Origin of the sequence: Achromobacter sp. GbtcB20 (genome assembly GCF_019091095.1) — a bacterium.
Classification (GTDB): domain Bacteria; phylum Pseudomonadota; class Gammaproteobacteria; order Burkholderiales; family Burkholderiaceae_B; genus Achromobacter; species Achromobacter mucicolens.
Map to the genome: position 1 here is coordinate 592,632 of NZ_JAGXJZ010000001.1, position 24,410 is coordinate 617,041.

18 protein-coding genes and 1 pseudogene are annotated in these 24,410 nt (G+C 64.8%); 10 read left to right on the forward strand and 9 right to left on the reverse strand.

What is annotated here, in order from left to right; all coding sequences use genetic code 11:
• Window positions 1–2 precede the first annotated feature (2 nt).
• The 3 genes from KVT32_RS02705 to KVT32_RS02715 all read right to left on the reverse strand — a co-directional run bounded on the left by KVT32_RS02705 (window position 3) and on the right by KVT32_RS02715 (window position 2,392).
• Window positions 3–659 carry a hypothetical protein gene (locus KVT32_RS02705; RefSeq protein WP_217617656.1) on the reverse strand — a complete coding sequence of 219 codons (657 nt, stop codon included), beginning with the start codon at window positions 657–659 and terminating at the stop codon, window positions 3–5.
• A 90-nt stretch (window positions 660–749) separates the two neighbouring features.
• The gene (locus KVT32_RS02710; RefSeq protein WP_254636723.1) at window positions 750–1,124 is read right to left on the reverse strand and encodes a cytochrome c; all 375 of its coding nucleotides are present in this window, start codon (window positions 1,122–1,124) and stop codon (window positions 750–752) included.
• 14 nt (window positions 1,125–1,138) lie between these two features.
• The gene (locus KVT32_RS02715; protein ID WP_217617657.1) at window positions 1,139–2,392 is read right to left on the reverse strand and encodes a sulfite oxidase; all 1,254 of its coding nucleotides are present in this window, start codon (window positions 2,390–2,392) and stop codon (window positions 1,139–1,141) included.
• A 293-nt stretch (window positions 2,393–2,685) separates the two neighbouring features.
• On the opposite strand from KVT32_RS02715, the gene KVT32_RS02720 reads away from it, so the two are divergent.
• Entirely contained in the window at window positions 2,686–3,153 is a 468-nt protein-coding gene (locus KVT32_RS02720; protein WP_254636724.1) for a YMGG-like glycine zipper-containing protein, read from the forward strand.
• A 47-nt stretch (window positions 3,154–3,200) separates the two neighbouring features.
• Here the strand turns inward: KVT32_RS02720 and KVT32_RS02725 are convergent, their stop codons facing one another.
• Entirely contained in the window at window positions 3,201–4,925 is a 1,725-nt protein-coding gene (locus tag KVT32_RS02725; RefSeq protein ID WP_217617658.1) for a SulP family inorganic anion transporter, read from the reverse strand.
• A gap of 50 nt (window positions 4,926–4,975) precedes the next feature.
• Window positions 4,976–5,362, reverse strand: a complete 387-nt coding sequence (locus KVT32_RS02730) for a MerR family transcriptional regulator (RefSeq protein WP_152384552.1) — start codon at window positions 5,360–5,362, stop codon at window positions 4,976–4,978.
• Window positions 5,363–5,450: 88 nt separating this feature from the next.
• Here KVT32_RS02730 and KVT32_RS02735 point away from each other — a divergent pair, with 88 nt between their 5' ends.
• The 6 genes from KVT32_RS02735 (at window position 5,451) to KVT32_RS02760 (ending at window position 14,418) form a co-directional block, all read left to right on the forward strand.
• The gene (locus KVT32_RS02735) at window positions 5,451–6,350 is read left to right on the forward strand and encodes an alpha/beta fold hydrolase (RefSeq protein ID WP_152384551.1); all 900 of its coding nucleotides are present in this window, start codon (window positions 5,451–5,453) and stop codon (window positions 6,348–6,350) included.
• Window positions 6,351–6,457: 107 nt separating this feature from the next.
• Entirely contained in the window at window positions 6,458–7,384 is a 927-nt protein-coding gene (locus KVT32_RS02740; RefSeq protein WP_152384550.1) for an AraC family transcriptional regulator, read from the forward strand.
• 277 nt (window positions 7,385–7,661) lie between these two features.
• Complete coding sequence (locus KVT32_RS02745; protein WP_152384549.1) at window positions 7,662–8,777, forward strand: cyclic nucleotide-binding domain-containing protein; 1,116 nt, start codon at window positions 7,662–7,664, stop codon at window positions 8,775–8,777.
• A 358-nt stretch (window positions 8,778–9,135) separates the two neighbouring features.
• A complete protein-coding gene (locus KVT32_RS02750; RefSeq protein ID WP_152384548.1) occupies window positions 9,136–12,423 on the forward strand; it encodes a T6SS effector BTH_I2691 family protein in 3,288 nt (1,095 codons plus the stop codon).
• Complete coding sequence (locus tag KVT32_RS32045; protein ID WP_254636725.1) at window positions 12,423–13,208, forward strand: DUF6708 domain-containing protein; 786 nt, start codon at window positions 12,423–12,425, stop codon at window positions 13,206–13,208. Before KVT32_RS02750 ends, KVT32_RS32045 begins: the two co-directional genes overlap by 1 nt.
• 199 nt (window positions 13,209–13,407) lie before the next feature.
• Complete coding sequence (locus KVT32_RS02760; RefSeq protein ID WP_152384547.1) at window positions 13,408–14,418, forward strand: tripartite tricarboxylate transporter substrate binding protein; 1,011 nt, start codon at window positions 13,408–13,410, stop codon at window positions 14,416–14,418.
• A gap of 58 nt (window positions 14,419–14,476) precedes the next feature.
• Here the strand turns inward: KVT32_RS02760 and KVT32_RS02765 are convergent, their stop codons facing one another.
• The 3 genes from KVT32_RS02765 to KVT32_RS02775 are packed head-to-tail and all read right to left on the reverse strand — an operon-like array spanning window position 14,477 to window position 17,343.
• Window positions 14,477–16,384 carry an amidohydrolase gene (locus KVT32_RS02765; RefSeq protein WP_152384546.1) on the reverse strand — a complete coding sequence of 636 codons (1,908 nt, stop codon included), beginning with the start codon at window positions 16,382–16,384 and terminating at the stop codon, window positions 14,477–14,479.
• Window positions 16,377–16,676: a XapX domain-containing protein gene (locus KVT32_RS02770; protein WP_108696431.1), complete on the reverse strand. Its 300-nt coding sequence runs from the start codon at window positions 16,674–16,676 to the stop codon at window positions 16,377–16,379. Before KVT32_RS02770 ends, KVT32_RS02765 begins: the two co-directional genes overlap by 8 nt.
• Window positions 16,677–16,689: 13 nt before the next feature.
• On the reverse strand, window positions 16,690–17,343 hold the full coding sequence (locus tag KVT32_RS02775) for a hydrolase (protein ID WP_152384545.1): 654 nt from the start codon (window positions 17,341–17,343) through the stop codon (window positions 16,690–16,692).
• A 135-nt stretch (window positions 17,344–17,478) separates the two neighbouring features.
• Between KVT32_RS02775 and KVT32_RS02780 the strand changes: the two genes are divergently transcribed.
• Together KVT32_RS02780 and KVT32_RS02785 are read left to right on the forward strand one after the other, a co-directional pair.
• The gene (locus tag KVT32_RS02780; RefSeq protein WP_152384544.1) at window positions 17,479–18,684 is read left to right on the forward strand and encodes a S9 family peptidase; all 1,206 of its coding nucleotides are present in this window, start codon (window positions 17,479–17,481) and stop codon (window positions 18,682–18,684) included.
• 79 nt (window positions 18,685–18,763) lie between these two features.
• Complete coding sequence (locus KVT32_RS02785) at window positions 18,764–20,677, forward strand: radical SAM protein (protein WP_217617659.1); 1,914 nt, start codon at window positions 18,764–18,766, stop codon at window positions 20,675–20,677.
• 12 nt (window positions 20,678–20,689) lie between these two features.
• Here KVT32_RS02785 and KVT32_RS02790 read toward each other — a convergent pair whose 3' ends face one another.
• Entirely contained in the window at window positions 20,690–22,024 is a 1,335-nt protein-coding gene (locus KVT32_RS02790; RefSeq protein WP_217617660.1) for an MFS transporter, read from the reverse strand.
• Between the two features lie 753 nt (window positions 22,025–22,777).
• Between KVT32_RS02790 and KVT32_RS32050 the strand changes: the two are divergent.
• Window positions 22,778–24,410 (forward strand): annotated as a pseudogene (locus KVT32_RS32050) (hypothetical protein); the annotation flags it as partial.

Genomic DNA, 24,410 nt, shown 5'->3' on the forward strand with positions numbered 1-24,410 from the left:
GATTACCCGTCGACCGAGCGCATGTCGCAGGTGGTCTCGGACGATGCGCACACGCCGCGAAACCACGCGCGGCCGCGCGTGCGGTCCTTGTCGGCCAGCCGTTCGAACGTGGCGCTGTTGCGCATCTCGTAATCCAGCAGCAGCCATTCGCCATCGCAGGCCACGATGCCGCGCAAGGTGGCGCGTTCAGTCAGCCAGTCGCCGCCCAGGTCAAGCAGCCGTTCGCTGGCGGCGTCGGGGCGCGCGTATCCGCGCGCCGACTGGATGCCGACCTGCGCGTCCGCGGCGGCGATCCAGCCTTCGCCTTGATAGACGGGGCGAGGCGGGTGGCGGTCGCTGCCGCTCATGGCGTCGCTGGCGTTGCGAATCCTGAGCCAGCCGTCGCGCGCCTCGGTCACGTCGAAGGTAACGCTGTAAAGATCCACATCGGGGTCGGGACTGTCGCCGCGCGTGGTCGGCAGCGCGCCCAACTGCCTGGCGCTGTAGGAGGCTGCCGCGCGCACCGGGATCGCGGGCTTGTCGTTGGTGGTCCAGCCCGAAAAGCGGCATGCCGTCGGGCCTGTCGGCGTCCAGGCGGCGCCGTGGCCAGCCGGTTGCGCATGAAGCGCCGGGGTCAGGGCCGCCGCGGAAAGCAGCAGGGCGAGCGATCTGAGCGTCATGGTGCGTGTCGTCGTGAACGTGAGGATGGGTAGGCAATCCGGCTGGCGGAAAGCCTACCACGATGCCGCTGTCCGCGATGCACGGGCCGGCTACTGCGCCCCGGTCACGCCCGACACGTATTTCGCCAACGCCTGCACCTGCTCATCGCTCAAGGCATCGAAGGCCGGCATCACGCCGATGCCGTTGCGCACGGCCTGCGTGACGCGGTTGGCATCGGGCTTGAGCTCGTCCAGGTTGGGACCAATGGTGCCTGCCGCGCCGGCGTCGGCCAGCGTGTGACAGACGGAACAGGCCGGGGTGGTCGCTTTCAGGAACAAGGCCCGGCCCGCTTCGGCATTGGGCGGTTCGGCCGCCCACGCCTGCGCGCCCGTCAGCAACCAGACACCTGCCGCGAGCGCAAAGGAAGCCCGCCACCCGATCGGGCGGCGGGTTGCTGCATGCTGCATGACTTGACTGTTGTGCATCGATGCTGCCTCGATCAGGACACGTTGATGGCCAGACCGTGGTCGCGCCAACTGCTGTTGATATAGCCCGGCGCGTTTTCGAACCGGTTTTCCACCTGCACATTGCCTTCGGTGTCTTCGACGCGGCTGACCAGCATGTGCTGACCGGCGGACAGTTCCACCGGCAGCGCGAACTGGCGCCAGGCGTACTTGCCAAGATCCGGTCCGATCAACGCGGCCTGTTTCCAGGTCTTGCCCCCGTCGATCGACACGTCCACGCGCTTGACCGCATGCATGCCGCCAAAGGTCACGCCGCGCACCACCACCCGCCCGGCCTTCACCGGCTGGCCGTTTGCGCCCGGCGCGTTGATCCAGGATTTGGGTTCCATGGCCCAGACCGATGGTTGGTCGGGGCTGGGCTTGGCGTTCATGGGCGTCAGGCGATAGCCGGTCTGCTGGATCTTCGCGGGGCTCTGTTCGGCGGTGAACGCCAGCCGCTTGATGTACTTGACGTTGTTCACGCCGGTGTAGCCCGGCACGATCAGGCGCAATGGGCCGCCGTGCGCCAGCGACAGCGGCTCGCCGTTCATCTCCCAGGCCAACAGGGCGTCCTGCATCGCCTCGCGCGGCACCGAGCGTTCCACCAGCAGCGATTTGGGATCCAGACCTTCGGGCAGCACTTCGCCGCCGGTGCCGGTCATGAAGGCAGGCGTGCCCGCCAGGCCGCCCAGGTGTTCGACAAGGGTGCGCACCGGCACGCCCGTCCACATCACGCAGCCGGCCGCGCCCACTTCCCACGGCGTGCCGCTGGGCTTGTGGGGAAAGAACCCGCGGCCATTGCCCGAGCACTGCAACACGGTCGCCAGCGTTTCCATGCCCAGCGTCTTCAGTTCGCCCACGGTGAACGTGCGGGGCTGCTTGACGCCTTCGATCTCGACCTTCCATGCATCGCGGTCGTTCAGGATCGCGGCGTCGGGCGGCGGCAGGTTATTGCGCACGTATAGCTGGCGCGACGGCGTGATGACGCCATCGCCGAACGCGCTGCGGCGGGTCTCGATGGTGTTGGCGCTGTGCACGATGACGCTGTCGGCGTCTTTCCACGCCGCGTAAGGCGGCAGCTGCTTGGCAGCGGGCGCGGCGGGGGTAGCGGCGGGCGCTGCGCCTGCGGGCTTGGCGGGCGCATCGCTGGCGCGCGCAATGCCCGCGGCGCCCAGCCCGGCCGCGGCCAGGGCACTGGCGCTGCCGGCCAGCATGCGGCGCCGTGCGGGGTTGCGTGGGGTTGTCTCCATGGCTTGCCTCTCTGGTTGCCGCGTCCCGCGGAACAGGCGCGGTGTTGTGCTTATGGGCGGCCCAGCGCTTGCGGCCTTCCGCATCATCGGCAATGCCCCTCTTTATGTCAACGGGTTCTAAAGAACTATAGGTTTGTGGACATTTCAGATATAAGAGTTTTGGATATTTGGTTGGGCAAGCACGAAGCGAGCTGCGCCAAGGCGCCCAGGCCAGCCGCATAACCCATGTTGCACCGGCGCAGAACCCAGCGCTACGCTGGTGAATCAGGGCTCTGACTTCCATGGAGGTTGTCATGAATACGATCATCTTTCCCTGCGTGGCCATGCTGGCCGCTGGCGTCTGCCTGACTGCGTCCGCGCAGACCGTCACGCCGCTCAAAGGCCAATCCCCCGAACTTACCCAGCAAGACATCGCGGCATGCCAGTCGCAGACAGGCAGCGCGGCCAGCAGCAGCCCGGATTCGCGCGAGGCTGGTGGCCGTGCGCGTGGCGCGGCGGCTGGCGCGGCCGCTGGCGCCGCGGTGGCCGGTGCGCGCGGACGGCAGCACGAGGAGGTCTACGACCGCATGGACGACGACACCAAGCAGGCGTACCGGCAAAACCAGGCAAAGGACGCAGCGGCGGCGGGAATGGTGGTGGGCGGGTCGCGCCAGCGGCAGGATCGGCGTCAGGACCGCGCCACCCAGAACCAGCAGGCTGCGGCAGCGTCTTCCGCGTATGCCGCCTGCATGCAGCAGCGGGGGTATCAGGTGACGCCTTGAGCGGCAAGCGTGCGTCGACGGTCCAGCGCGGCAAAAGGGAGCCGGGTCTAGGATGCGTGGTCGCCTTGCAGGTAATCGTCCACCGCGCTGCCAACGGTCGGATGAAAGCGGTCGTCGCTGAATAGCCGCGACAGCTCGAAACGCTTGAGCTTGTCGCGCACGGGATCCTTCATTTCCGCGAAGTGCAGCGCGACCCCTTCGCGCGACAGGGTTTCGCACAGTTCGCGCAGCATGTCGGCTGAGGTGACGTCCACGCTGGTGACGGGTTCGGCAGCCACCACCACGCGCCGTACGGGCGTGGGCGAGGCCTCCACGGCTTCAAGCAGGCGCTGCTGGAAGAGTTCGGCGTTGGCGAAAAAGAGCGGGGCGTCCCAGCGGAACAGGACAAGTCCGTCGATCAGCGTGGCATGCGGATAACGCTTCAGGTCGTGATAGCCGCGCAGGTTCGGCACGCGGCCCAGCACCGCGAAGTGCGGACGCCAGCCGTCCCACAGGAACTCGATGACGGCGATGACGACCGCCAGGCAGATGCCGGGGATCGCGCCGAAGACGGCGACACCCGCAAAACACAGCATGGACAGCCAGAATTCCCATTGCTGGATGCGGTAGATGCGCCGCAGATCCTTGAACTCGAACAGGCCGATGGCCGCGGCGATCACCACCGCGGCCAGCGCGCTGTTGGGCAGGTGCCGCAGCAGGTTCGGCGCGGCGATCAGCAGCGCGGCGACGGCCAGCGCACCGACGACGCCGGTGAGCTGCGTGCGCGAGCCGGCTGCCTCGGCCACCGGCGTGCGCGATGCGCTGCTGCTGATCGGAAAGCCCTGGAAAAAACCCGCCGCCAGGTTCGCGACGCCCAGTCCCACCATTTCCTGATTCGGATCCACGCGCGTGTTCGTGCGCGCCGCGTAGGTGCGCGACAGCACGCTGGTGTCCGCAAAGGCAATCAGCGCCACCGCGCAGCCGCCCAGCACGATCTTGACCAGATCGGCGTTGCTGAGCCAGGGCAAGGCAAAACTGGGCAAGCCTTGCGGAATCTCTCCCAGCACCTTGACGCCCTTGGCATCCAATCCGACGAGCTCGACCGCCAGCGTGGCAAGGATCACGGCGATCAGGATGCCTGGCACGCGATCAAAACGCTTTAGCACCAGGATCACGGCCAGGCTGGCCGCGCCCACAGCAAAGCTTGGCCAGAGGGCTTGTCCATCGGCGACGGCCAGCGCCAGCTGCTGCATTTCCCGCAATGGGCCGGCGTCGTCGATGGACACGTCGAAGAGCTTGGGCAACTGGCTGACCAGCACGGTCAACGCGATGCCGTTCATGTAGCCGTAGCGGATGGGTTTGGACAGCAGCTCTGTGATGAATCCCAGGCGCATCAAACCCATCACGATGCAAAACAGGCCCGAGACCACGGCCATCATGCTGGCTGCGGCGATGGCGCGCATGGGATCGCCGTTGGAGACGCTAAGCACGACGGCCAGGATGGGCGCCGCCAACGCGGAATCCGGTCCCAAAACCAGGATCCGGCTTGGACCGAACAGCGCATACGCCAGGAGCGGGATGATGGTGGCGTACAGGCCGTAGACGCCGGGTACGCCCGAGGCTTCGGCGTAAGCGATGCCCACCGGGACCAGCATGGTCGTCAGGACGAGGCCGGCGGCAATGTCCCTGGGCAGCCACGCCGCCTGGTAGGACGGCAACAGCGCCAGACCGGGCAGCCAGCGCAACCAGCGTGGCGCGGTCTTGACGGGGGAGCGGGGCGGTTCGGTAGCCATGAAATCCCGGTAGGAAAGCGTGCGCTACAGGTTGTGGATGTTTCCGTGTTTCAGTGCGGAGAAGCAGAGCCTGAATCTTCCAACATCTGGCGCAGCCGGGCGCGGCGGCGCTCGAGGTCAGCGATCTGGCGCTCGACGGATGCCAACCGCCGGCGCTGCACCTCGGACGTCTCCGGGCACGCCGCCGCGCCTTCGATCAGCCGCATGCAATCGGGAAACCCGCGAATTTCCGCCAACGAGAAGCCGGCAGCGATGAGGCGCTGGATTTGCCTTACCTGCGTGACGGCGGTCGCGGGAAAGGTACGGTACCCATTGTCTGCCCGGGCCGAGAAAAGCAGACCTTGGTCGTCGTAATGGCGCAGCGACCGCAGGCTTGCGCCCGTTTTGCGGGCCAATTCGCCGATCGACATGGGGGTGTGAAGCACGGGCGTTTTCATGGGGGAAAGATTAGCAGATAGGCGCTTGACATTGACATTGGTGTGAGGGTTGAGACTGGCCGTCCTTCCCTATTTCGGATGCATCAGCATGCAACGCAGAACCTTTTTCCGCCGAGTGGCGGCGGCAGCCTTGTTCATCGTGGCTTCGGCGGCCGCGCACGCGCAGTCCAGGCAATACACGGTCACCGCGCCCGATGGGGTGACGCTCGCCGTCCAGGAGGCCGGCAATGCCGATGGTCCGCCAGTGATCTTCGTGCACGGGTTGCTGGGCAGCCGCCTCAACTGGGAGGCCCAACTCGCCAGCCCGGCGCTGCAACGGTATCGGCTGATCACCTACGACCTGCGGGGCCATGGCCTGTCGGCTAAGCCGGCGGATGCGGCGGCGTATACCGACGGGCGACGCTGGGCCGACGATCTGGCCGCTGTGATGAAGGCGACCGGCGTCGCCCACCCCGTCGTCGTCGGCTGGTCGCTTGGCGCCGCGGTGACGACCAACTACCTCGCCATGTACGGCGATGCGGGGATTGCGGGCGCCGTCTACGTGGGTGGCGTGATCGAACTGGATGCGAAACAGATCGTGCAGCATCCCGCGCTGTACCGCGACATGGTGTCGTCCGACCTGAAAACCCATCTGGACGCGGAGCGCGAGTTCATCGGATTGTGCTTTGCGCAGCCGCCCGATGCCGACACGTTCCAACGGCTCCTGGCCAATGCCGCGATGGCGTCCTTCGACATGCAGGCCGCCGTGCAAGCCATGACGGTCGAGGCGGCGCGCGGCCTTGGCTCGGCGCGCAAGCCTCTGCTGCTGATCTACGGAGCAAAAGACGCGTTGGTCCAGCCAGCGCCGTCGATCCAGCGGGCGCGGCAACTGAACCCCCGCGTGAGGAACACGATATATGCGGCATCCGGGCATGCGCCGTTCATGGAGGAGGCGGAAAGGTTCAACCGGGACTTGGCTGCGTTTGTGGACAACGTCGTCCCGCGCTGACAGGCGGAAGCGCGCGGGGGCTTCTTGCCAAATGTTGCTTGTTGCGAGGCAGCATCGCCTGCTATCTTCGAGCCCGAAAGCGCGTTTGCCCTGATTTGGACATCTCCATGCCCGCCACCCAGCCCCTGATTTCCGACTCGCAACCCGCGCGGTCCACCGACACGCTGGGCTGCTCGGCCAGCAAGCTGGCGTTGGACCAGGAGTTCCATGGCGGCGGGCTGACGTTTTATCGCAAGCGCACCCACAACGATCACTTCGGCAGTGTGGAGACGCCCGCGTCCGATCGCGGCTTTCTCGTGGGCGTGGCGCTGCAGGGCGGCCATCGCCGCCGCATCCTGCAGGGCAATCTCGCCTCCACGCATGACTTTGCTGCGGGTTCGATCTACATCCGCGATTTCACCGATGATTACCGGGCCGACATGCTTAGCGGATTCGACTTCCTGCTGGTCGAGCTGTCGCGCGCCTTCATTGAGCGGATCAACGACGAAAAGGGCGGGGCGCGCGTCAGCAGCCTGCTGCCGCGCGCGGGCCAGCCGGATCCTGTGCTGGGCCATCTATCGCAGGTGCTGGCCAGCGTGGTGGCAAACCCCGCGCAGACCAGCAGCCTTTTTGTAGAGCATCTGAATCTGGCGCTTGGCACCCACCTGCTGACGCAATACGGGGCCGGGGCGACCAGCGGCTGGGCAGAGTCGGGCGGCGCCCGGGTGCTGTCGCGCAAACTGGAGGCGCGGGCCAAGGACATGCTGCTGGCGTCGCTGCGGGAAGACGCGTCGATTGCGGACATCGCAGAGGCCTGCAATCTGTCGCGCAGCTACTTCATCAAGGCGTTCCGGCAGACGGTCGGCACCACGCCGCATCGCTGGCTGCTGGAGCAACGGGTGCAAAAGGCGCAGGAACTGCTGCGCACGCCGGGGCGGTCGATCACCGACATTGCGCTGTTGTGCGGCTTTGCCGACCAGGCGCACATGACCCGGGTGTTCACGAGCGTGGTCGGCGTGGCGCCTGGTGCTTGGCGCAGGGAACACGGCGGTTGAGATAGCGCGCAATCGCTTTGGCAGCGCATTGCTGCGCTGAATTGGCGCTCAAATGCGGCAGGCGAGCTGGACGCAGCGCGTGGGAACGCCGGCCGGCAAGAAGGCGGGTTCCCCGCCGATTCGGCGTCAGGCGGTTCGGGGGCGGGGCCGTTGCAGCAGCGCTGCGATCATTGCTCTTTCAAACAAAGCAGGACGCAAGTGGGCAAGACGTGCCCGCGCCGCGACGTTATCTTGATGGGGTCACTGTCACTTATCTCGGGTGGTCCGAGACCGTTCAATGCGTGTTCCTGCCGCCGGCGCCGCGCCGGCCCTCCCTCCACCGGCCGATCTTGCCGCGCTGCATGCGCAGGCGTTCCCCATGCTGCGGGGCGCGCTGATCGAACGCGCGGCCCGCTATGGCGAGGAGATGTCGGCCGAACCGGGCCGTGTGCTGCTGAACAGCGGTGATCGCGAAGCCGCGTTCTACATCCTGCTCCAGGGTTATGCCGAGGTACTGGAACCCGCGGCCGGCGGCGTGATGCGCAGTCTGCTGGTCCATCGCGACGGCGAATTCACGGGCAGCCTGGACCTCTTCACCGACCGGCCGAACGCGGTCACGGTGCGCGCCAATGCACCATGCCGCCTGCTGCGGCTGAGCCGCGCTGCGCTCGAGGCGCTGATTCTGGCCGAACGGCCATTGGCGGAAATCATCCTGCGCGCGTTCATGCTGCGTCGTATCGGCTATCTGCAGCGCCGTCCGTATGGAGGCGCCATCCTGCGGTCGGTGAAGAAGAGCGAACAAGAGGACGCCGTCATGGACCTGGCGGTGATCGGAGGCGGGCCGGCCGGACTGGCCGCCGCCGCCTACGCCTCCTCCGAGGGACTGCAGACCGTGCTGGTGGGCGGCTCACTCTCCTGTGGCGACGTGCCAGGGCTGGACGTGTTCACGGGCTTTCCGGGCACGTTCACCGGTCTATGCGAAGGCCCGCTGCTGCGCCGCGCCGAGGACCAGAGCAAGCGCTTTGGCGCACACGTGATGCCGCTGCGCACCGTAAGCCGCTTCGATGGCGGCTGCTATCCGTATCGGGTGTGGCTGGACGACGGCCGGATGATCGAAGCACGTTGCCTCATCGTTGCGACGGGGATGCAGGAGGGCGATGTGCAGGCGAGGACAGGTCAAGCCAACACGGCGTGGCTGGACGGGTGGCTGGACACAGACGACCAGGGCTGTATCCATACGGGTCGTGCCGCAGCGGGGTCGATGCAGGCTCGGGACTACGAAAGCTCGCAGCCGGGCGTGTTTGCGGTGGGCGCGGCGCGCGCGGGGTCGGTGAAGCATGTGTTGGCGAGCATTGCCGAGGGCGCGGCAGCGGTGCGGGTGGTGCATCGGTTTCTGGATGCGTCGGCGCACTGAGGGCAGGGCGGATGGGCAGAAGCGAGGGGAAAAAATGCGTCGACAACAAGATCCGCGATTCGCCTAAACATGGATGATCGGGCCAACTTTGGCTCAACCGGGCCAAAGTTGGCCCGATTTTTTTCGTGTGTTTTCAAATCATTAAGGATGTTCGGGCCACGAATGGCCCGAATATCCAAAGAAAAAAACACTATCGCTGTTGCGACGAGATTGAGATCGCCATGCTTGGCGGCGGAACACGCCTAAGCAGTTGATAAGAAAGGACAACGGAAACGACGCAACCTAGCTGGCACAGCGTTTGCATTGAGGCGGGAGGTCATCACCGAATACGGCCTCACTGCGCCAAGCAAAGGAACTTATGAGCGTCAGCAAGACCCTGGGCCTGGCGATCCGCCAAGCGCTACCCAACCCTACGGGCACATGCAACGCCTGCGAACGCACTGGGCTGCCGATTCTTCCGTTGCGATTGGCCTACGCGCCCACGCCCACCGCCACATCAAAGCGGCCGCTTGCCGGCGGCGGCGATCTGGCTGCCGTGCCGATGCGGCTCGACCAGCCGCGTGCCCTGCGTGAAGGGTATCTCTATGTGCTGCTCGACAAACAAGAGTGGCAGGCCTATGAGGTGACGCCCGACGGGGCGCTTCGCCAGTTCAACCCATTTGCCATGCCGCGGGCAGCGCCAGAGCCGCTGAGCGAAAGATGCATCCACCGAGACCACGACGTCCCCGCTTCTTTCATCAACATCGATACCAAACTGTTCAAGACCGCGTGGATCGCGTTTTCCAGCGATCCGTGGTCCGACCGCGTATTGAATCGCTATCTCCACAGTTTCGCGGGCGAAAAGTCGCCAGTGGCCGCCAGGTTTTACGAGCTTGACTTACAGACTGCCCGCAACGACCCCGCGAGCGTAGGCATCGCAATGATGGAGCAGAGCCTTCAGGTCGATCAGCAGGTACTGGAATACGCCACGCCCACGATCGGCGATTTTGTCAGCGTGCACGGCTTTTGCTCGCGCAATCATCGCTTGAACGCGCTAGAGGGTTTCGTGCGGACCCAGACACAGCGCGAGCAGTTGCCGAACGGCGTGTTGGCGTTGGTCCTGCCCGACCCGGTCGGGTTGGTCCAGGAAATCAATCATCAGCGCCTGGGTTGGCTAAGGGAGCGGCAGGCTTATGAGGCAGACCCGCTCAACAACTACAAATTCTTCACGTCCGAAAGCCTCAAACGTCTGCGTGAACTTTGCAAGGTGGCCGCGGACGACGCCATCGCCGCTAGCCCAAATGTGGCCTGGCAGATGATGCCTAGCGAGTCTGGCGGGCCGCCGGTATTCGGCGATCCCGCTCGCGAGCGAGCCGAACAGGTCGAGCACAAGGCTGGGAAGCTGCTTGCGCGCCTTGATGAGCGATACGACGAAGCGGCGCGCGCCAGTTGGGAGAGGGCGTTCGAAGCGCACAAGGCGCGGTTGCAGACGCAAGTGGATAAGCTTGCCGAACTGTACACAGACCAGATCCTTAACAACCCGATGTTCCGTCTGGCGGAGCACTATGACTACGATGCGCAAAATGCGTACTCAGTATTGGGTTACATCCGCACGATGGAGCTGTGCCTGAGCGGGGGCATCACCGAAGCAACGCCTAAACCCGATGCCGAGGGCAATATTCGACCCGTCTCCGGGCCGTCGGCGCGCGCTTGGGAAGCCTGGATCAAGGATGGGCAGAGCATTGTGTTCAAGACCTTGCTCGCGCTTGACCAAAACCTGATGCAAAGCCTGGTCCCCACGTTCAGCAATCAGGGCGAACTGGATTGGAACGACTTCGGCAAGCTCTACGCCCCGGTCACCAAGATCATGAACAGTAGCGACCTGGGCAACAAACTCATCTGGTCTAACGTTCAGGACGCAATCGCCAGCGTGCTGGCGGCTTACAACGGCGCGGTGAGCCGACTGGAACTGAAGGTTGATGCCGGCGTGCGCAACGTCGCCACGTGCGTGAACAGCGCGTTGCTCTTGCTGTATTCGCGCACTTACATGACCCAGGTCGCCGTTCAGATGAAGCTGGGCGAGTTCTACACGTTGATGTGCAAGCAGATCGGGGAAGACCGAAACAGGCTTGCAGCGGCCATTGAGAAAGCGACCGGTAAGGCGCACAAGCAAGTGCGTTCGGTGCTGACTGCTGGTGTCCTCAGTCTGGCCCTGAGCGATCCCAAGTTGGCGGAGCAAATGGTCGACGTGGTGCTGTGGGTCGAAGGTAATGCAAATGACCTGCGCAAGCGCTTTGGCGGCGTTGCCCAGGACGCCATCCAGCAAACGGGAGAGGTCATCGGAGATGCTACGCGCCGGGCTGGCGAAGCGCTGAGCGAACTCAAGGTGCTGGCGGGTACGCTGGAGCCGGAGGCGCGCAAGGCCTTGGCCGGTCTTCAGCTCAGCGCGTTGCAGGCTGCCGACCTTGCACGCTCCGGGTTGAGGGGCGCGCGCAGTGCTGCTGCGATTGCCCGAGGAACGGTCGGAAGCGCTGAATTGTTGGTTGCTGTTGGCGGCACGTACCTACTAGCGCAGGGTTTGCGCAAATCGGTTGAGGCCGTGGATGTCGCCTTTGGAGCCAAACACGAAGAAGCCGTGCTGGCGGTGTACTCGGCGTCGATCGGGGTGTTGGGGGGAAGTATTGAGGTAGTGGGACTGACGATGAAGGGCAGCGCCGAACACGCGCGGAAAGTGCTTCTCGTTCCTGCAACGGGGGGTGGGGCCATCAGCCTGGTTGCAGACGCCGGTAGAGCACTGGCACGGTTTGGTGGAATCCTCGGCGCTATTTCTGGATTTGTTGACGCTATTGCATCCTTCAGGGCTGCAGGACGTGCGGCGGCTGCGAGCGGGATTTCGGCTCAAACCTGGTATTTCAGATCGTCTGCCTTTTACGCCGGGGGGGCATTATTCATGACATATGCGCTTTACTTTAAATCGACGGCCATCTTGAGCGCAAATTGGATCCTCGGGCCCGTCGGCTGGGCGATTCTTGCGGGGGTGGTGGCGTATGCATTTTGGAAATTCGGAGAAGAAGCCGAGTCGTCTCCTCTGGAGCGTTGGAGTTACTACAGTTACTTTGGAATGGCTAAGGACCACAAGTTTTCCGATGCAAATTCGGCAGTGGCCGCATTAAACGCTGCCGTCATTGGCGTGGATGTATATCTGGCTTTTGACTCGGACGTGCGTGTATCGCACTACGAGGGAATGGCGGCTGCTATGGGGGGAATGGAGGCGGGACTCGCAGTTATTCCACGACTCAAGTATCAGATTGTGATTCCCAGATACGACGCCTCCCGTGCGGCTTATAAGTGGCAACTTATCGTAAATCGCTACTCCGGTGAGCAAGTTCTCGCCTCAGGAGTGCATCCGGACGATGGTCCTAAACCAGACCAGCAGCGCACGCGGTTAAAACGATTGGACTACCTCCCCGATAGCACCAATCCAACCATTGCGGAGAGGGTGGTTACGGCAGCAGAGGGAGACCAAACCAACTTTCTAGTCGTCCACGGAAACATCGAATTGTCTATAGCGAACGATATTGATACGGCAAGAGTGCGCGTTGAGTATCTACCGAACGCCCACGACGCCGAGATGATGGCGCGGACGGAATTGGTGGAAGTTAAATAATGAGCGCTAGCAAACCGCTGTTGGATAAACCGACTACGGGATGGCGCGCCGATCTGCCCACCCCAGACTGCCCTCCAAATGAACGCATGCCCCCTGTTGGTATGCCACCCAATTTCGTTAGCGATATCTGTCTAGAGCTGCATACTTCACGTCTGTTGAATCGCACCGTTGTAGTTCTTTCCGCGCTTGGCGTGTTTCCATGTTCGATCGCTTTGATCATGACGTTGAGCATGAGAGAGCTCAAAACAGATCCATTTTGGTTTTTCCTGACGTTAGTCCTCGCGATTGGCATGTTGATCGGTGGTGTTGGAATGCTTCGAACGGGCATTCTGCCCCCGCGAGACGAGCCCATTCGATTCAATCGCAAGCGCGGCAAGATCTACGTTTATCGGTTCCACAGCGGCGGACCCATTAGTCGACAAGGCTGGGGTGTTCGCCCGGTGGCATTCGACTGGAAAGACCTCCGAGCCGAAGCCTGGAGCCGCAAGGCGCCGAGTCCCAGTGGTGTGCCGATCTTCGCGTGGGGCGTTGATATCGCTGTGGTGGCGCCGGGCACCAATCACGTCATTGACCGCTTTCAACTAGCCGGCAGCAACGCCAACGGCGAACACATGTGGGCCATGGCGCGCGCGTTCATGAACCAGGGGCCGGGGGCGTTACCCCAGTACCCAAACCCGCCTCGTGACTGGAACAACGACGTGCCCCCCTATCACTTAGCCCTGCGTCTTGCGCCCAAAGTCCAATGGCCGGCTGATATCGATCTCGAGTCGCGCACCGCGCCTTGAATCGCGTTTGCGCGGGACAACCCGGCGGACTGCCATGAAGCGCGTCGTTCTCGGGCAGCCCCCGTTCCCTCATCCAAATGGCCTAAGACCCGCAAGGATTTTTTAGACAGACCATAAAAGTTTTTCTCTTTGCGCAGGCGAGAGTTTGCGAATATGCGCTTAAAGCTTTCTAGCCATAAGAACGCAACGGGAGACAACCATGATCTGTAAGCACGCTGCGCGCAGGCGCATCAGCATTGTTGCGGCCACCTACATCGCGGCCGCCGTGTTCGCCGTCCCCGGCCTTGCATCCGCGCAGGCCGCTGACAACTATCCCAGCAAACCCATTCGCCTGATCATTCCTTATCCGCCGGGCGGGGCGACCGACGTGATCGGGCGCATCGTGGGTCAGCGTCTGAGCGAAGAGATCGGCGGGCAGGTTGTCATTGAGAACCGGGGCGGGGCAGGCGGCAACATCGGCGCCGCCGAGGTGGCGCGCGCCCAGCCCGACGGCTACACGCTTCTCATGGGCGCCTTGACCTCGCACTCGGTCATGGCGACCCTGGAGAAAGACAGCATTGCGTACGACCTGCGTAAGGACTTCGCGCCCGCTGGGGTGGTCGGCTTCGTGCCGCTGGTGGCCGTGGTCAATCCCAAGCTGCCCATCAAGTCGCTGGACGAACTGGTGACCTACGCCAAGGCGAATCCGGGGAAGCTCAACTTCGCCTCGTCGGGCGCCGGCGCGCCGCAGCGCATGGCCATGGAGCTGTTCAAGCAGATCGCGGGTGTCAACATCGTGCACGTGGCCTATCGCGGCAGCGGCCCGGCCATGACCGACCTGGTCGGTGGGCAGGTCGAGACGATGACCGAGACGGTTCCCGCCGCGATCTCCTTCATCAAATCGGGCCAGCTCCGTCCGTTGGCCGTGCTTACGCCGCAGCGCATCTCGATGCTGCCGGACATTCCCACCGCCGAGGAGCAGGGGTTCAGCGGTTTCAATGTCAGTTCGCTCTTCGGGGTGATGGCGCCGGCCGGTACGCCGGCTCCCATCGTGGCCAAGATCAACAAGGCGCTGACCACGGCGCTGGCCAAGGACGATGCCAAGGCGCAGATGCTGCAGCAAGGTGTTTACGCGGACCCGCTTGATGTGGACGCTTCCAAGGCGCGCCTGAACGCCGAAATCGACCAATGGGCAAAGGTCATCCGCGAAGGGGGGATCACCGCCAAGTGAAGGTTCAGGCGAATCGCTTGCGGCCGAGGGGGTGACGCCTCGGCCGCGTGGTGCATCCCTAGACTGCCCAGCAGGCGCAGCCCAGGGCGCCCCAGAACCCTTTCAGGTCGGAGACGGGCAGTTTGCTGGCCCAGGCGCCGGCGTGCTGGTGGCCGTGGACGTTGCAGTCGTTGGCGCAGGCGCAGGCGGCCGCGGCCTCGCGCAAGGTGGCCTGCAGCGGCTTGCCTTCGCTGTCGCCCCAGGCGCCGTAGCCGCCGAACAGACGTGTGGGCGACCAGTCGGGCATGGCGGGCGGCGGGGCGGCTTCGTCATGCGCCGAGAACTCGCCCGCACCCCAGACCACTTTGCCGCCCACAACGGTGAGCAGGCTGCTCGTGTCCGCGATATCGGACTCGGGGCACGAGAAGAAGTCGCGATCCGGCACGACCAGGTCGGCCAGCTGGCCGACGGCGATGCGGCCCTTTTTGCCTTGCTCGTTGGAGAACCAGGTGACGTTCTCGGTCCACATGCGCAGGGCGGCATCGCGGTCCAGGCAGTTGCGCTGCGGCGTCAGGCGCAGGCCGCCCACCGTCTTTCCGGTGATGAGCCACGACAGCGATACCCACGGGTTGTAGGAAGCCACGCGGGTGGCGTCGGTGCCGGCCGACACGTTGACGCCTTTGTCGAGCATGCGCTTGACGGGGGGCGTCGCCTCAGCGGCGCCCGGCCCGTAGCGTTCGACGAAGTATTCGCCTTGGTAGGCCATGCGATGCTGCACGGCCACGCCGCCGCCCAGGGCGGCGATGCGGTCGATGGAGCGTTCTGAGATGGTCTCGGCGTGGTCGAAGAACCAATTCAGCCCGGCAAGCGGCACGTCCTTGTTCACGCGCTCGAATACGTCGAGCGACCGCGCGATGGTCTCGTCGTAGGTGGCGTGCATACGCCACGGCCAGCGGTTCTGCGCCAGGATGCGCACCACTTCCTCAAGTTCACCCTCCATCTCCGGTCCCATTTCGGGGCGCGGTTGGCGGAAGTCTTCGAAGTCGGCGGCGGAAAACACCAGCATTTCGCCCGCGCCGTTGTGGCGGAAATAATCGGTGCCTTGCTTGTACTGCGAAGTGGCCGTCCAGTTCAGGAAGTCTTCCTTTTCCTGCTTGGGCTTTTGCGTGAACAGGTTGTAGGCCAGGCGGATCGTCAGTTGGCCGGCGTCGGCCAGTTGCTGGATGACCTGGTAGTCCTCGGGGTAGTTTTGAAAGCCCCCGCCGGCATCGATGGCGCCCGTGACGCCCAGGCGGTTCAGCTCGCGCATGAAGTGGCGGGTGGAATTGACCTGGTACTCGAACGGCAGCTTGGGCCCTTTGGCCAGCGTGGCGTACAGGATCGATGCGTTGGGCTTGGCGAGCAGCAGGCCGGTCGGGTTGCCCGCGGAATCGCGCACGATCTCACCGCCGGGGGGCGCCGGGGTGTTCTTGTCGTAGCCGACGGCGCGCAGGGCCGCGGCGTTCAGCAGCGCCCGATCGTACAGGTGCAGGATGAACACCGGCGTATCGGGCGCCACGGCGTTCAGCTCTTCGATGGTGGGCAGGCGTTTTTCCGCAAATTGGTGTTCGGTAAAGCCGCCGACCACGCGCACCCACTGCGGCGCGGGCGTAATGGCCACCTGGCGGCGCAGCATGGCCATGGCGTCGGCCAGGCTGGTCACGCCGTCCCATCGCAGTTCCATGTTGTAGTTCAGGCCGCCACGGATGATGTGCAGGTGGTTGTCGATCAGTCCGGGTAGCACGCCGCGTCCGCCCAGCGCGATGACGCGGGTGGCTGGGCCTGCCAGCGGCAGGATGTCGCCGGCGGCGCCCACGCGCGTGAACCGGCCGTCCTTGATGGCGACCGCGTCGGCGGTAGGATTGGCGGAGTCCAGGGTGGTGAACCGGCCCTGATGCAGGATGAGGTCGGGGGCGCCTTGGCGCGCGGGATCCAGGGTATCAGCCATTGCGCTTGTCTCCACATGCGTCGGCGGGTTGGCGGGAAGCGTCGGCGGAAGGCTTGGGGCAGCTTGGCAGTTCGCCGAACATATGCGGTTTTACCTGTTCATGAATGAACGAAGTGCGGGTGGGCTCGTCCGCAAGCAAGCGTTTGACCAGCGGGGGGATCTGTTCCCCCGCCAGGATGCCTAGCAGGCCCACCAGGGCGATCACGGGCGGCGCGGGCGAGCGCACATTGAACAGGGCATAGATGATACCGACCAGCAGGCCGAGTCCCAGCGAAACAAGGTAGACCTTCATGGGTGAGCTCCTGTCAGCCTTCGTGGGCGTTGAACATGGACTTGGCGTAGATGATGCCCAGGCCATAGGCGCCGCCGAATTTTCTGGCGATGCCGGTCGTCATGTCGTAAGTATCGATGCGCGCCCAGTCGCGCTGCATTTCCAGCAGGTACTGCAGTGCCGTGATGGGCTGGCCGCCTGCCTGAACGATACGCTCAATGGCGCGGTTGTGGGCTTCGTCCGACACGTCGCCGCAGGCATCGGTGATGACGTAGACCTGGAAGCCCTGGTCCAGCGCGGACAGGGCCGGGCCGACGATGCAGACGCTGGTCCACAGGCCAGCCAGCACGATGCGCTTCTTGCCGATCTCATTGACCTGCTTGATGACGGCGGCGTCCTCCCAGGTGTTCATGGACGTGCGGTCCAGCAGCGGCTGGCCGGGAAACGGGGTGGTGACTTCCTCGAACATGGGGCCCGAAAAGCCCTTTTCGGCAACGGTCGTCAGAATGGCGGACACGCCAAAGCCGGCGGCGGCATGGGCCACCAGCGCGGCGTTGCTGCGCAGCGTGACGGCATCGATAGAATGGGTGGCAAACGCCATCTGCGGCTGGAAGTCGATCATGATGAGCGTGTGATCGTGCGGGGACAGCAGCTTGGCGCCGGGCGTGGGGGTCGCATTGATGGGCATGGATGACTCCTTCGGTTGCCATAATGAGGGACCCGCGCAATGTGCCAGCCGGCCGGCCTGCCGTATTGAACGATAGTCCGCCGGTTTGAAGATTGTGATTGCGGCGCCATCGCCGCCCTGACTTCGGAGAACCCCATGGGCCTGGCTTTCCAAAATGAATTGCACGACGATTTCGGCATGCGGCCCGTCGCCTACATGCCCTATGGCGGGGCGGACCTGGGGGAAATCCTGGCCGTGGGCCGCGCGGTGGGCAACGGCGACGACGACGCGTTTTTTGAGGCCTGGATGGCGGCGGGCGACCGGCTGGCTGGCGAGGCGCAAGATGCCGAAGCCCGCCAGCTCATGGCCAGCGCGCGCGCGCTGTATCTGCGCGCCAGCGCCTTCTACGCGACGGCGTACCGGCCCCTGTACGGCGCGCCCGCCGATCCTCGGCTGCTGAATGCCTATCGCACGCAGATGGCCGCGTTTGACCGGGGCCTGGCGCTCTCGCCGCATCCTGTCCACCTCCTGAGCATTGCGCTGGAGGGCGCACGCCTGCCCGCCTACCTGGTGCCGGCCGAAGGCTACGAGACCGCCGTCAGGCCGCTGGTCATCTTCACCAACGGTTATGACGCCACGGTGACGGACATGTATTTCGCGAGCGCAGTCGCCGCCACGCGACGGGGCTACCACGCCTTGGTGTTCGACGGCCCCGGGCAGGGCGGCACACTGTACGAACAGGGCGTGCCCATGCGTCCCGATTGGGAGACGGTGGTGAGCGCGGTGGTGGACTACGCCGTCGCGCTGCCGATCGTCGATGCGACGCGCATCGCGCTCAGCGGCTGGAGCCTGGGCGGTCATCTGGCGCCGCGCGCCGCCTCGGGCGAACCGCGCCTGGCCGCCTGCATTGCCGATCCGGGCCAGTGGAGCATCGCCGGCTCATTCCGGCCCCTGGCGGTCAAGCTGGGCGCCAGCCCGGACAATGCGATGAATCTGGGAGAACTCCCGCAAGCCGTCATCGACCGCATGTGGGAGTTCGTCATGGCCAGTCGCACGCTCACGTGGAAGATCGTGCAGCGCGGCTTCTGGGTGCACGGCGTGGACAACCTGCGCGACTATCTGCGCGCGGTGGAGCCCTTTACGATGGACGGCCGCATCGAAGGCCTTCGGTGTCCCACGCTGATGACGCTGGCCGAAAACGACCCGCTGGCCGCCGGCACTGAGCAGTTCTTCGATAAGCTGCGCTGTCCCAAGACGCTGCTGCGCTTCTCGGCGCAAGAGGGGGCGGGCGATCACTGCGAGTCCGCGAACCGGTCGCTGTTGAATCGCCGCGTGCTGGATTGGCTGGACGGGGTGCTGTAAGGCGGGGTCCGTCCCCGCCCGCCGCGCTGCCTATAATTGCACCGATCCCCGCTTTTTGACGGCAGCCCTGCCGTGCCTCATGTCGACCTTGCCTTTGCGCGTGCTGTCGGTGATTCCACCGATGACGCAGCTGAACACTCCCTATCCGTCCACCGCCTATCTGACCGGCTTCCTGCGGTCGCGCGACGTCACTGCGTTCCAGGAAGATCTGGCGCTGGCCCTGGTGCTGCGCCTGCTCTCGGCCGACGGCCTGCGGGCCGTGGCAAGCCGCATCGACGCGCTGCCCCTTGAAAAGCACACGCAGCCCATCCAGGCATTCGTCGCCATGCAGGCGCGTTATCTGGCCACCATCGGCCCGGTGATCGGCTTTCTGCAAGGCCGCGACCCCACGCTGGCGCATCGCATTGCGGGGCGCAACTACCTGCCCGAAGGGCCGCGCTTTGCGACGCTGGACGTCTATCTGGACGAGGACGGCGGCGATCCGCTGGGCTGGGCGTTCGGCGCGCTGGGGTTGCAGGATCGGGCCAAGCACCTGGCCACGCTGTACCTGAACGACCTGGCCGACGTGCTGCGCGACGCGATCGATCCGCGCTTTGAATTTGTGCGCTATGCCGAGTCGCTTGCGGGCAGCCAGCCCACGTTCGATCCGCTGGCCCAGGCGCTGGATGCCCCGCTAAACCTGGTGGACGAAACGCTGCGCGAGCTTACCGAGGCCGCGCTGGCGCGCCATACGCCGACCATGGTCCTGCTGTCGGTGCCGTTTCCCGGCGCGGTGTACGCCGCGTTTCGTATCGCACAGGCGATCAAGGCACAGGATCCCAGCATCGTTACCGTGCTGGGCGGCGGCTTCGTCAACACCGAATTGCGCGAACTGAAAGACCCGCGCGTGTTCGATTACTTCGATTTCGTCACGCTGGACGCCGGCGAGCGGCCGCTGCTGGCGCTGCTGGAACACGTGCAGGGCAAGCGATCGCGTCAGCGCCTGGTGCGCACCTTCGTGCGCGATGCCGACAGCGGTGCGGTGCGCTACGTCAACCTGGTCGAGCCTGACGTTGCATTTGCCGAAGTGGGCACGCCCACGTGGGACGGCCTGCCGCTGGATCGCTATCTGTCGCTGCTCGACATGCTTAACCCGATGCATCGGCTCTGGAGCGATGGGCGTTGGAACAAGCTGACCGTCGCGCACGGCTGTTACTGGAAGAAGTGCAGCTTCTGCGACGTGGGGCTGGACTACATCGGCCGCTATGAGGGGGCGTCGGCTTCCGTGCTGGCCGATCGCATCGAAGCCATCGTGGCCGAGACAGGGCAGACGGGTTTTCACTTCGTCGATGAGGCTGCGCCGCCCAAGGCGCTCAAGGCCCTGGCCGCCGAGCTGATCGAACGCAACACCGGGATTTCCTGGTGGGGCAACATCCGCTTCGAAAAGACCTTCAGCCCGGAACTGTGTGAACTGCTGGCCGATAGCGGCTGCATTGCGGTTTCCGGCGGCTTGGAGGTCGCCTCTGACCGGCTGCTGAACCTGATGAAAAAGGGCGTGTCGATCGACCAGGTGGCGCGCGTGACGCGTGCGTTCAGCGATGCCGGGGTGCTGGTGCATGCCTACCTGATGTACGGTTTTCCGACGCAGACCGTGCAGGACACCGTCGATGCGCTGGAGTACGTGCGCCAGCTATTCGAAAACGACTGCATCCAGAGCGGGTTCTTTCACCGCTTCGCCTGTACGGTGCATTCGCCGGTGGGTCAGAATCCGGACGAATACGGCATCAAGCTCAAACCCTTGCCCGAGGTCACGTTTGCCAAGAACGATGTGGGCTTTCATGACCCCACGGGCGTGGATCACGACGCGCTGGGCAAAGGCCTGAAGAAGGCCATCTACAACTTCATGCACGGCATCGGGCTGGAAGAGGACGTGCGCAGCTGGTTCCCGTTCAAGGTGCCGCGCACGACGGTGGCGCGCAACCGCATTGCGCGCGCGTTGAACCAGCGCGGCTGATGCAGCCGCCGGTCAGGCCGCCGGCGGGACCTCCTGCACTGTGGAAAGCACGGGCTCGGCTGCCTCGGCGCCGGGCACCGCGTGGGTCAGGTCCTCGGTCATCTCGTGGTCCAGCGCGCCCTGGAACAGGTCTTCGGTCACGCGCAGTTCCACTCCCACTGGCGACATCTGCGCGGCCGCTGCAAAGGGCGCCACCGGCGCCGGCGCCGGGCGCTCGTTGCGGCGCCAGACGAAAAAGGTGACCAGCCCAAGGTTGAGCAGCGCAAAGCACCAGAACAGACCCGCTTCGCCGAACTTCGTCATCACGGGCGAGATGGCCAGGGGGCTGAGCGCCGAGCCCAGCGAATTAATGAGCAGCAAGCCCTGGATCATGCGCACCAGCGCGTCGGCGGGCGCGCGATCCGCCGCATGGCTGACGGCCACCGGATAAATGGCAAAGACGCCGCCGCCCAGCAGGAACAACAGCGGCATCAGCAGCGGCGAGGCGGGCGGCAGCAACAGGATCAGCAGGCTGAGAACGGCGCAGAACACGGCCAACGCGATCAGCACCACCTGACGGTCGCGCCGGTCCGACCAGCGCCCCACCGGATACTGCAGGACCATGGCGCCCAGGATCACGGCGCCCATCATCTTGCCGACCTCGGCAACGTCCAGCCCAATGCGCTGCAGATACAGCGGCAGCAGCGTGTAGACGGCGGCAATCGCGACGCCTGACCCGAAGCAGCCCATCACGCCCGTGGGCGTCATGCGCGCCAGATGCTGCGGCAGCAACGGCTCGACGCGTTCCACCAGCGGCGAGACGCGCGGAATGATGACCATGGGCATCACGGACAGCGACGCCAGCAGGCCGGCCACCATGAACGGCGCCATTGGCCCCAGCTGAGTGATGGCGCCCAGTTCCAGCTGGCCCAGCATGCCCGAGCCATACAGCGCAATCATGTACAGCGCCAGCAGCCGCCCGCGCACCTTGGCATCGCCCGCCAGCAGCAGCCAGCTTTCCACGACCAGGAATACGCCCACGCTCGCCCAGCCGTTGATCAGGCGCAGCACGAACCAGGCTTCGCGGTTGAAGATCAGTCCCTGCAGCAGCACCGTCACGGCGATGAGCGAGGCAAAGCTGCTGTAGGCGCGGATATGGCCGATGCGCAGGATCAGGCGGTCATTGAAGATCGCGCCCAGCGTCAGGCCGATAAAGTATGACGACGAAATGATGCCGATGACGGTGGCCGATTCGCCGGCCGCGTCCAACTGCAAGGTCGTCAGGGAAGAGATGAAGGCGTTGCCGATGCAGACAACGAACAAGCCAAGAAGGGGCCCGAGCACCAGGCCCAACAACTGCCGAGACATGAAATCCTCGATTTCCAGAACAGCACAAAGCATCCGGTGCGACCGGACAAACGATCAATGGGGTGGGGGGAAGTGCGACAGGGTTCGCCTGGCTTGTCGGGGGCAATGCCATGCGCTTGGGCGCGGGCCGGGTGGCGCAGGGCGCACGCAGCGGAAATCCGGCGCGGATTGTAGCGCCGATTGCCGGGCGCCCTTACCCGCGGGCGAGGGCGCGCGGTCGCGGTGGGTGGCCTGGGCATCGACACGGCGTGCCGACATGCAATGAATCCATGCTGTCGTTGATCCAGGCCGCGTCGCGAGTATTTCGATCGATGTGACGGTATTAATAAAAATATTAAAAAATCTCGCCTTATAGCGGAATATTAATTTCGGCGCGCGTCAATCAAAAGATCGATATACAGAAACGTTAATTCTTAGGTAACCGGATTAAATCTGAGTATTTGTGCTCAATATTTATTTTGAAGAGTTTCCTAGCATTCACCCCTATTGCAAACCGCTTGTGTCGTTCGCCTCCGATGAGAGGGGTTGTTGCGCTTCTCGTCCCGGCGTGCGAGGCGATGTCGATGCGGTTTTATCAGCCAATCTGTGCATGGAGGGCAAATGCGTTCACGGTACGAGTTTGTGGGAAACGGTGTGCATTCGGTTTCAGCCGAAACCGGCCACGTCAAAACAACGACATCCCTATTCACCGGTTTCGGAAACGCTGGCCCAAGTGGGTTCAAACGCCGCCGCGCAACGTGTTTCATCGCGGGCATGGCGTTGCTGGCGCCGGTCTCCGCGCTGGCGGACATCATCGGTGAAAGCGGTGTGGCCGGCCTGGGTGGCGCGACCGGCATGCGGGGCGGCGATGGCGGCGCGGGGCACACGGCAGTCGTGATCACGGACACCACGCCCTTCGTCAACGCGGAACGCCTGATCGGCGGCGCTGGCGGCGGGGGAGGAGGCGGCGGTGGAGGCGGGGGCCTGGTGAGCGGCAGCGGCGGAGACGGGGGCAATGGCGGCCAGGGCGGGCACGGCGTCGAGCTGGCCGCGGACGGCGCGGTGTTGACCAACCGCGACCTGCTGCAAGGGGGGGCCGGTGGCGGCGGCGGCGGCGGCGGCGGCAGCTCGTTCAACCTGGGGTCGGCCGCAGGAGGGCGAGGCGGCGATGGCGTGGGCGGCGCGGGCGGCGGTGGCGGCGGTGGCGGCGATATTCCCTTGAGTGGCGTGCCCATGCTGCCAGGCGACGGCGGCAACGGCGGTCAGCCAGGGCTGGATGGGACCGCGGGCAACCATCAATATGGCGGTGGCGGCGGCGGGGCGGGAGGCAGCATCAATCCCTTTGGTTGCGGAAGCGGCGCTGGCGCCGGTAGTGGTTGCGGGGGGGCGGCCGGGCACGGCGGCGGTACAGTCTTGGGCGCGGCCGGCGGGCAGCCCGGCGCGTCCACCAACCTGAATGGCACGGACGGCGGGTCCGCGACGGGGAACGAGACCGGCGCCGGAGGCGGCGGGGGGGGCGCACCCGGCGGCTTGGGAGGCAGAGGCGGCGGCGCCGTGGGCGGACCCAATGGGTCTGGCGCTGGCGGTACGTCGTTGGGCGGCTATGGCATACACGTCGTGGGCGCCGACACCGTGATCACGAACTCCGGCCGCATTGTCCCAGGCACGGGGTCGGCGCAATCGGTGGCGATCCTGTACGCCGACACGGCCCACAATTCGGTGCTGCGGTTGCAGGCCGGCAGCGAAATCCGGGGCATGGTGGATGCCACCCGATCCACCAACAACACGCTCGTGCTCGACGGCGCGGCGAGCGTCGACCCGATGACCGGCTCTTCAGTGGCCTTCGACGTGTGGAAGTTGGGCGGCGCAGCGTACGTTGCCAGCGAGGACGTCTACCAGGGCTTCTCTGCTTTCGAGAAAACCTCCGAAGGGACATGGCAATTGATCAATCTGCCCTCGCAGGCACGCACGCCATGGCGCATCAGGGGCGGCACGTTGGCCATCGCCGACGACCACAGTCTTGGCATCGTGGACGTTGCCGTGACGCTGGACGGCGGAACGCTGCAGGTCCAGGACGATGCCGCCCTCCATCGTGACGTGGTCGTCAACAGCACCGGCGCGATCGACATCGAAGACGGACGGCAATCGCTGGTGTATGGGGTGCTGGGCGGAGACGGCAGCCACTTTGCCAAGACGGGCGGCGGAACCCTGGTCATCTTCTCAAACGGCAACTTCAACGGCGTGACGCAGATTGACGGCGGCACGCTGCAACTCGGCGTTGGCGCCGTAGGCGGCGCCATCGGAAGCGGCGCGTTCATCAACCACGGCACGCTGGTGTTCAACCGCGCGAATCACGTCGTGATCGGCGGTGCGATCGCCGGCACCGGAGACGTGGTGCAAGCGGGCT

Excerpts from the sequence above, each read along its gene's own strand:
- KVT32_RS02705 (WP_217617656.1), bottom strand. The coding sequence starts at position 659 with ATGACGCTCAGATCGCTCGCCCTGCTGCTTTCCGCGGCGGCCCTGACC.
- KVT32_RS02710 (WP_254636723.1), bottom strand. The coding sequence starts at position 1,124 with ATGCACAACAGTCAAGTCATGCAGCATGCAGCAACCCGCCGCCCGATC.
- KVT32_RS02715 (WP_217617657.1), bottom strand. The coding sequence starts at position 2,392 with ATGGAGACAACCCCACGCAACCCCGCACGGCGCCGCATGCTGGCCGGC.
- KVT32_RS02720 (WP_254636724.1), top strand. The coding sequence starts at position 2,686 with ATGAATACGATCATCTTTCCCTGCGTGGCCATGCTGGCCGCTGGCGTC.
- KVT32_RS02725 (WP_217617658.1), bottom strand. The coding sequence starts at position 4,925 with ATGGCTACCGAACCGCCCCGCTCCCCCGTCAAGACCGCGCCACGCTGG.
- KVT32_RS02730 (WP_152384552.1), bottom strand. The coding sequence starts at position 5,362 with ATGAAAACGCCCGTGCTTCACACCCCCATGTCGATCGGCGAATTGGCC.
- KVT32_RS02735 (WP_152384551.1), top strand. The coding sequence starts at position 5,451 with ATGCAACGCAGAACCTTTTTCCGCCGAGTGGCGGCGGCAGCCTTGTTC.
- KVT32_RS02740 (WP_152384550.1), top strand. The coding sequence starts at position 6,458 with ATGCCCGCCACCCAGCCCCTGATTTCCGACTCGCAACCCGCGCGGTCC.
- KVT32_RS02745 (WP_152384549.1), top strand. The coding sequence starts at position 7,662 with ATGCGTGTTCCTGCCGCCGGCGCCGCGCCGGCCCTCCCTCCACCGGCC.
- KVT32_RS02750 (WP_152384548.1), top strand. The coding sequence starts at position 9,136 with ATGAGCGTCAGCAAGACCCTGGGCCTGGCGATCCGCCAAGCGCTACCC.
- KVT32_RS32045 (WP_254636725.1), top strand. The coding sequence starts at position 12,423 with ATGAGCGCTAGCAAACCGCTGTTGGATAAACCGACTACGGGATGGCGC.
- KVT32_RS02760 (WP_152384547.1), top strand. The coding sequence starts at position 13,408 with ATGATCTGTAAGCACGCTGCGCGCAGGCGCATCAGCATTGTTGCGGCC.
- KVT32_RS02765 (WP_152384546.1), bottom strand. The coding sequence starts at position 16,384 with ATGGCTGATACCCTGGATCCCGCGCGCCAAGGCGCCCCCGACCTCATC.
- KVT32_RS02770 (WP_108696431.1), bottom strand. The coding sequence starts at position 16,676 with ATGAAGGTCTACCTTGTTTCGCTGGGACTCGGCCTGCTGGTCGGTATC.
- KVT32_RS02775 (WP_152384545.1), bottom strand. The coding sequence starts at position 17,343 with ATGCCCATCAATGCGACCCCCACGCCCGGCGCCAAGCTGCTGTCCCCG.
- KVT32_RS02780 (WP_152384544.1), top strand. The coding sequence starts at position 17,479 with ATGGGCCTGGCTTTCCAAAATGAATTGCACGACGATTTCGGCATGCGG.
- KVT32_RS02785 (WP_217617659.1), top strand. The coding sequence starts at position 18,764 with ATGTCGACCTTGCCTTTGCGCGTGCTGTCGGTGATTCCACCGATGACG.
- KVT32_RS02790 (WP_217617660.1), bottom strand. The coding sequence starts at position 22,024 with ATGTCTCGGCAGTTGTTGGGCCTGGTGCTCGGGCCCCTTCTTGGCTTG.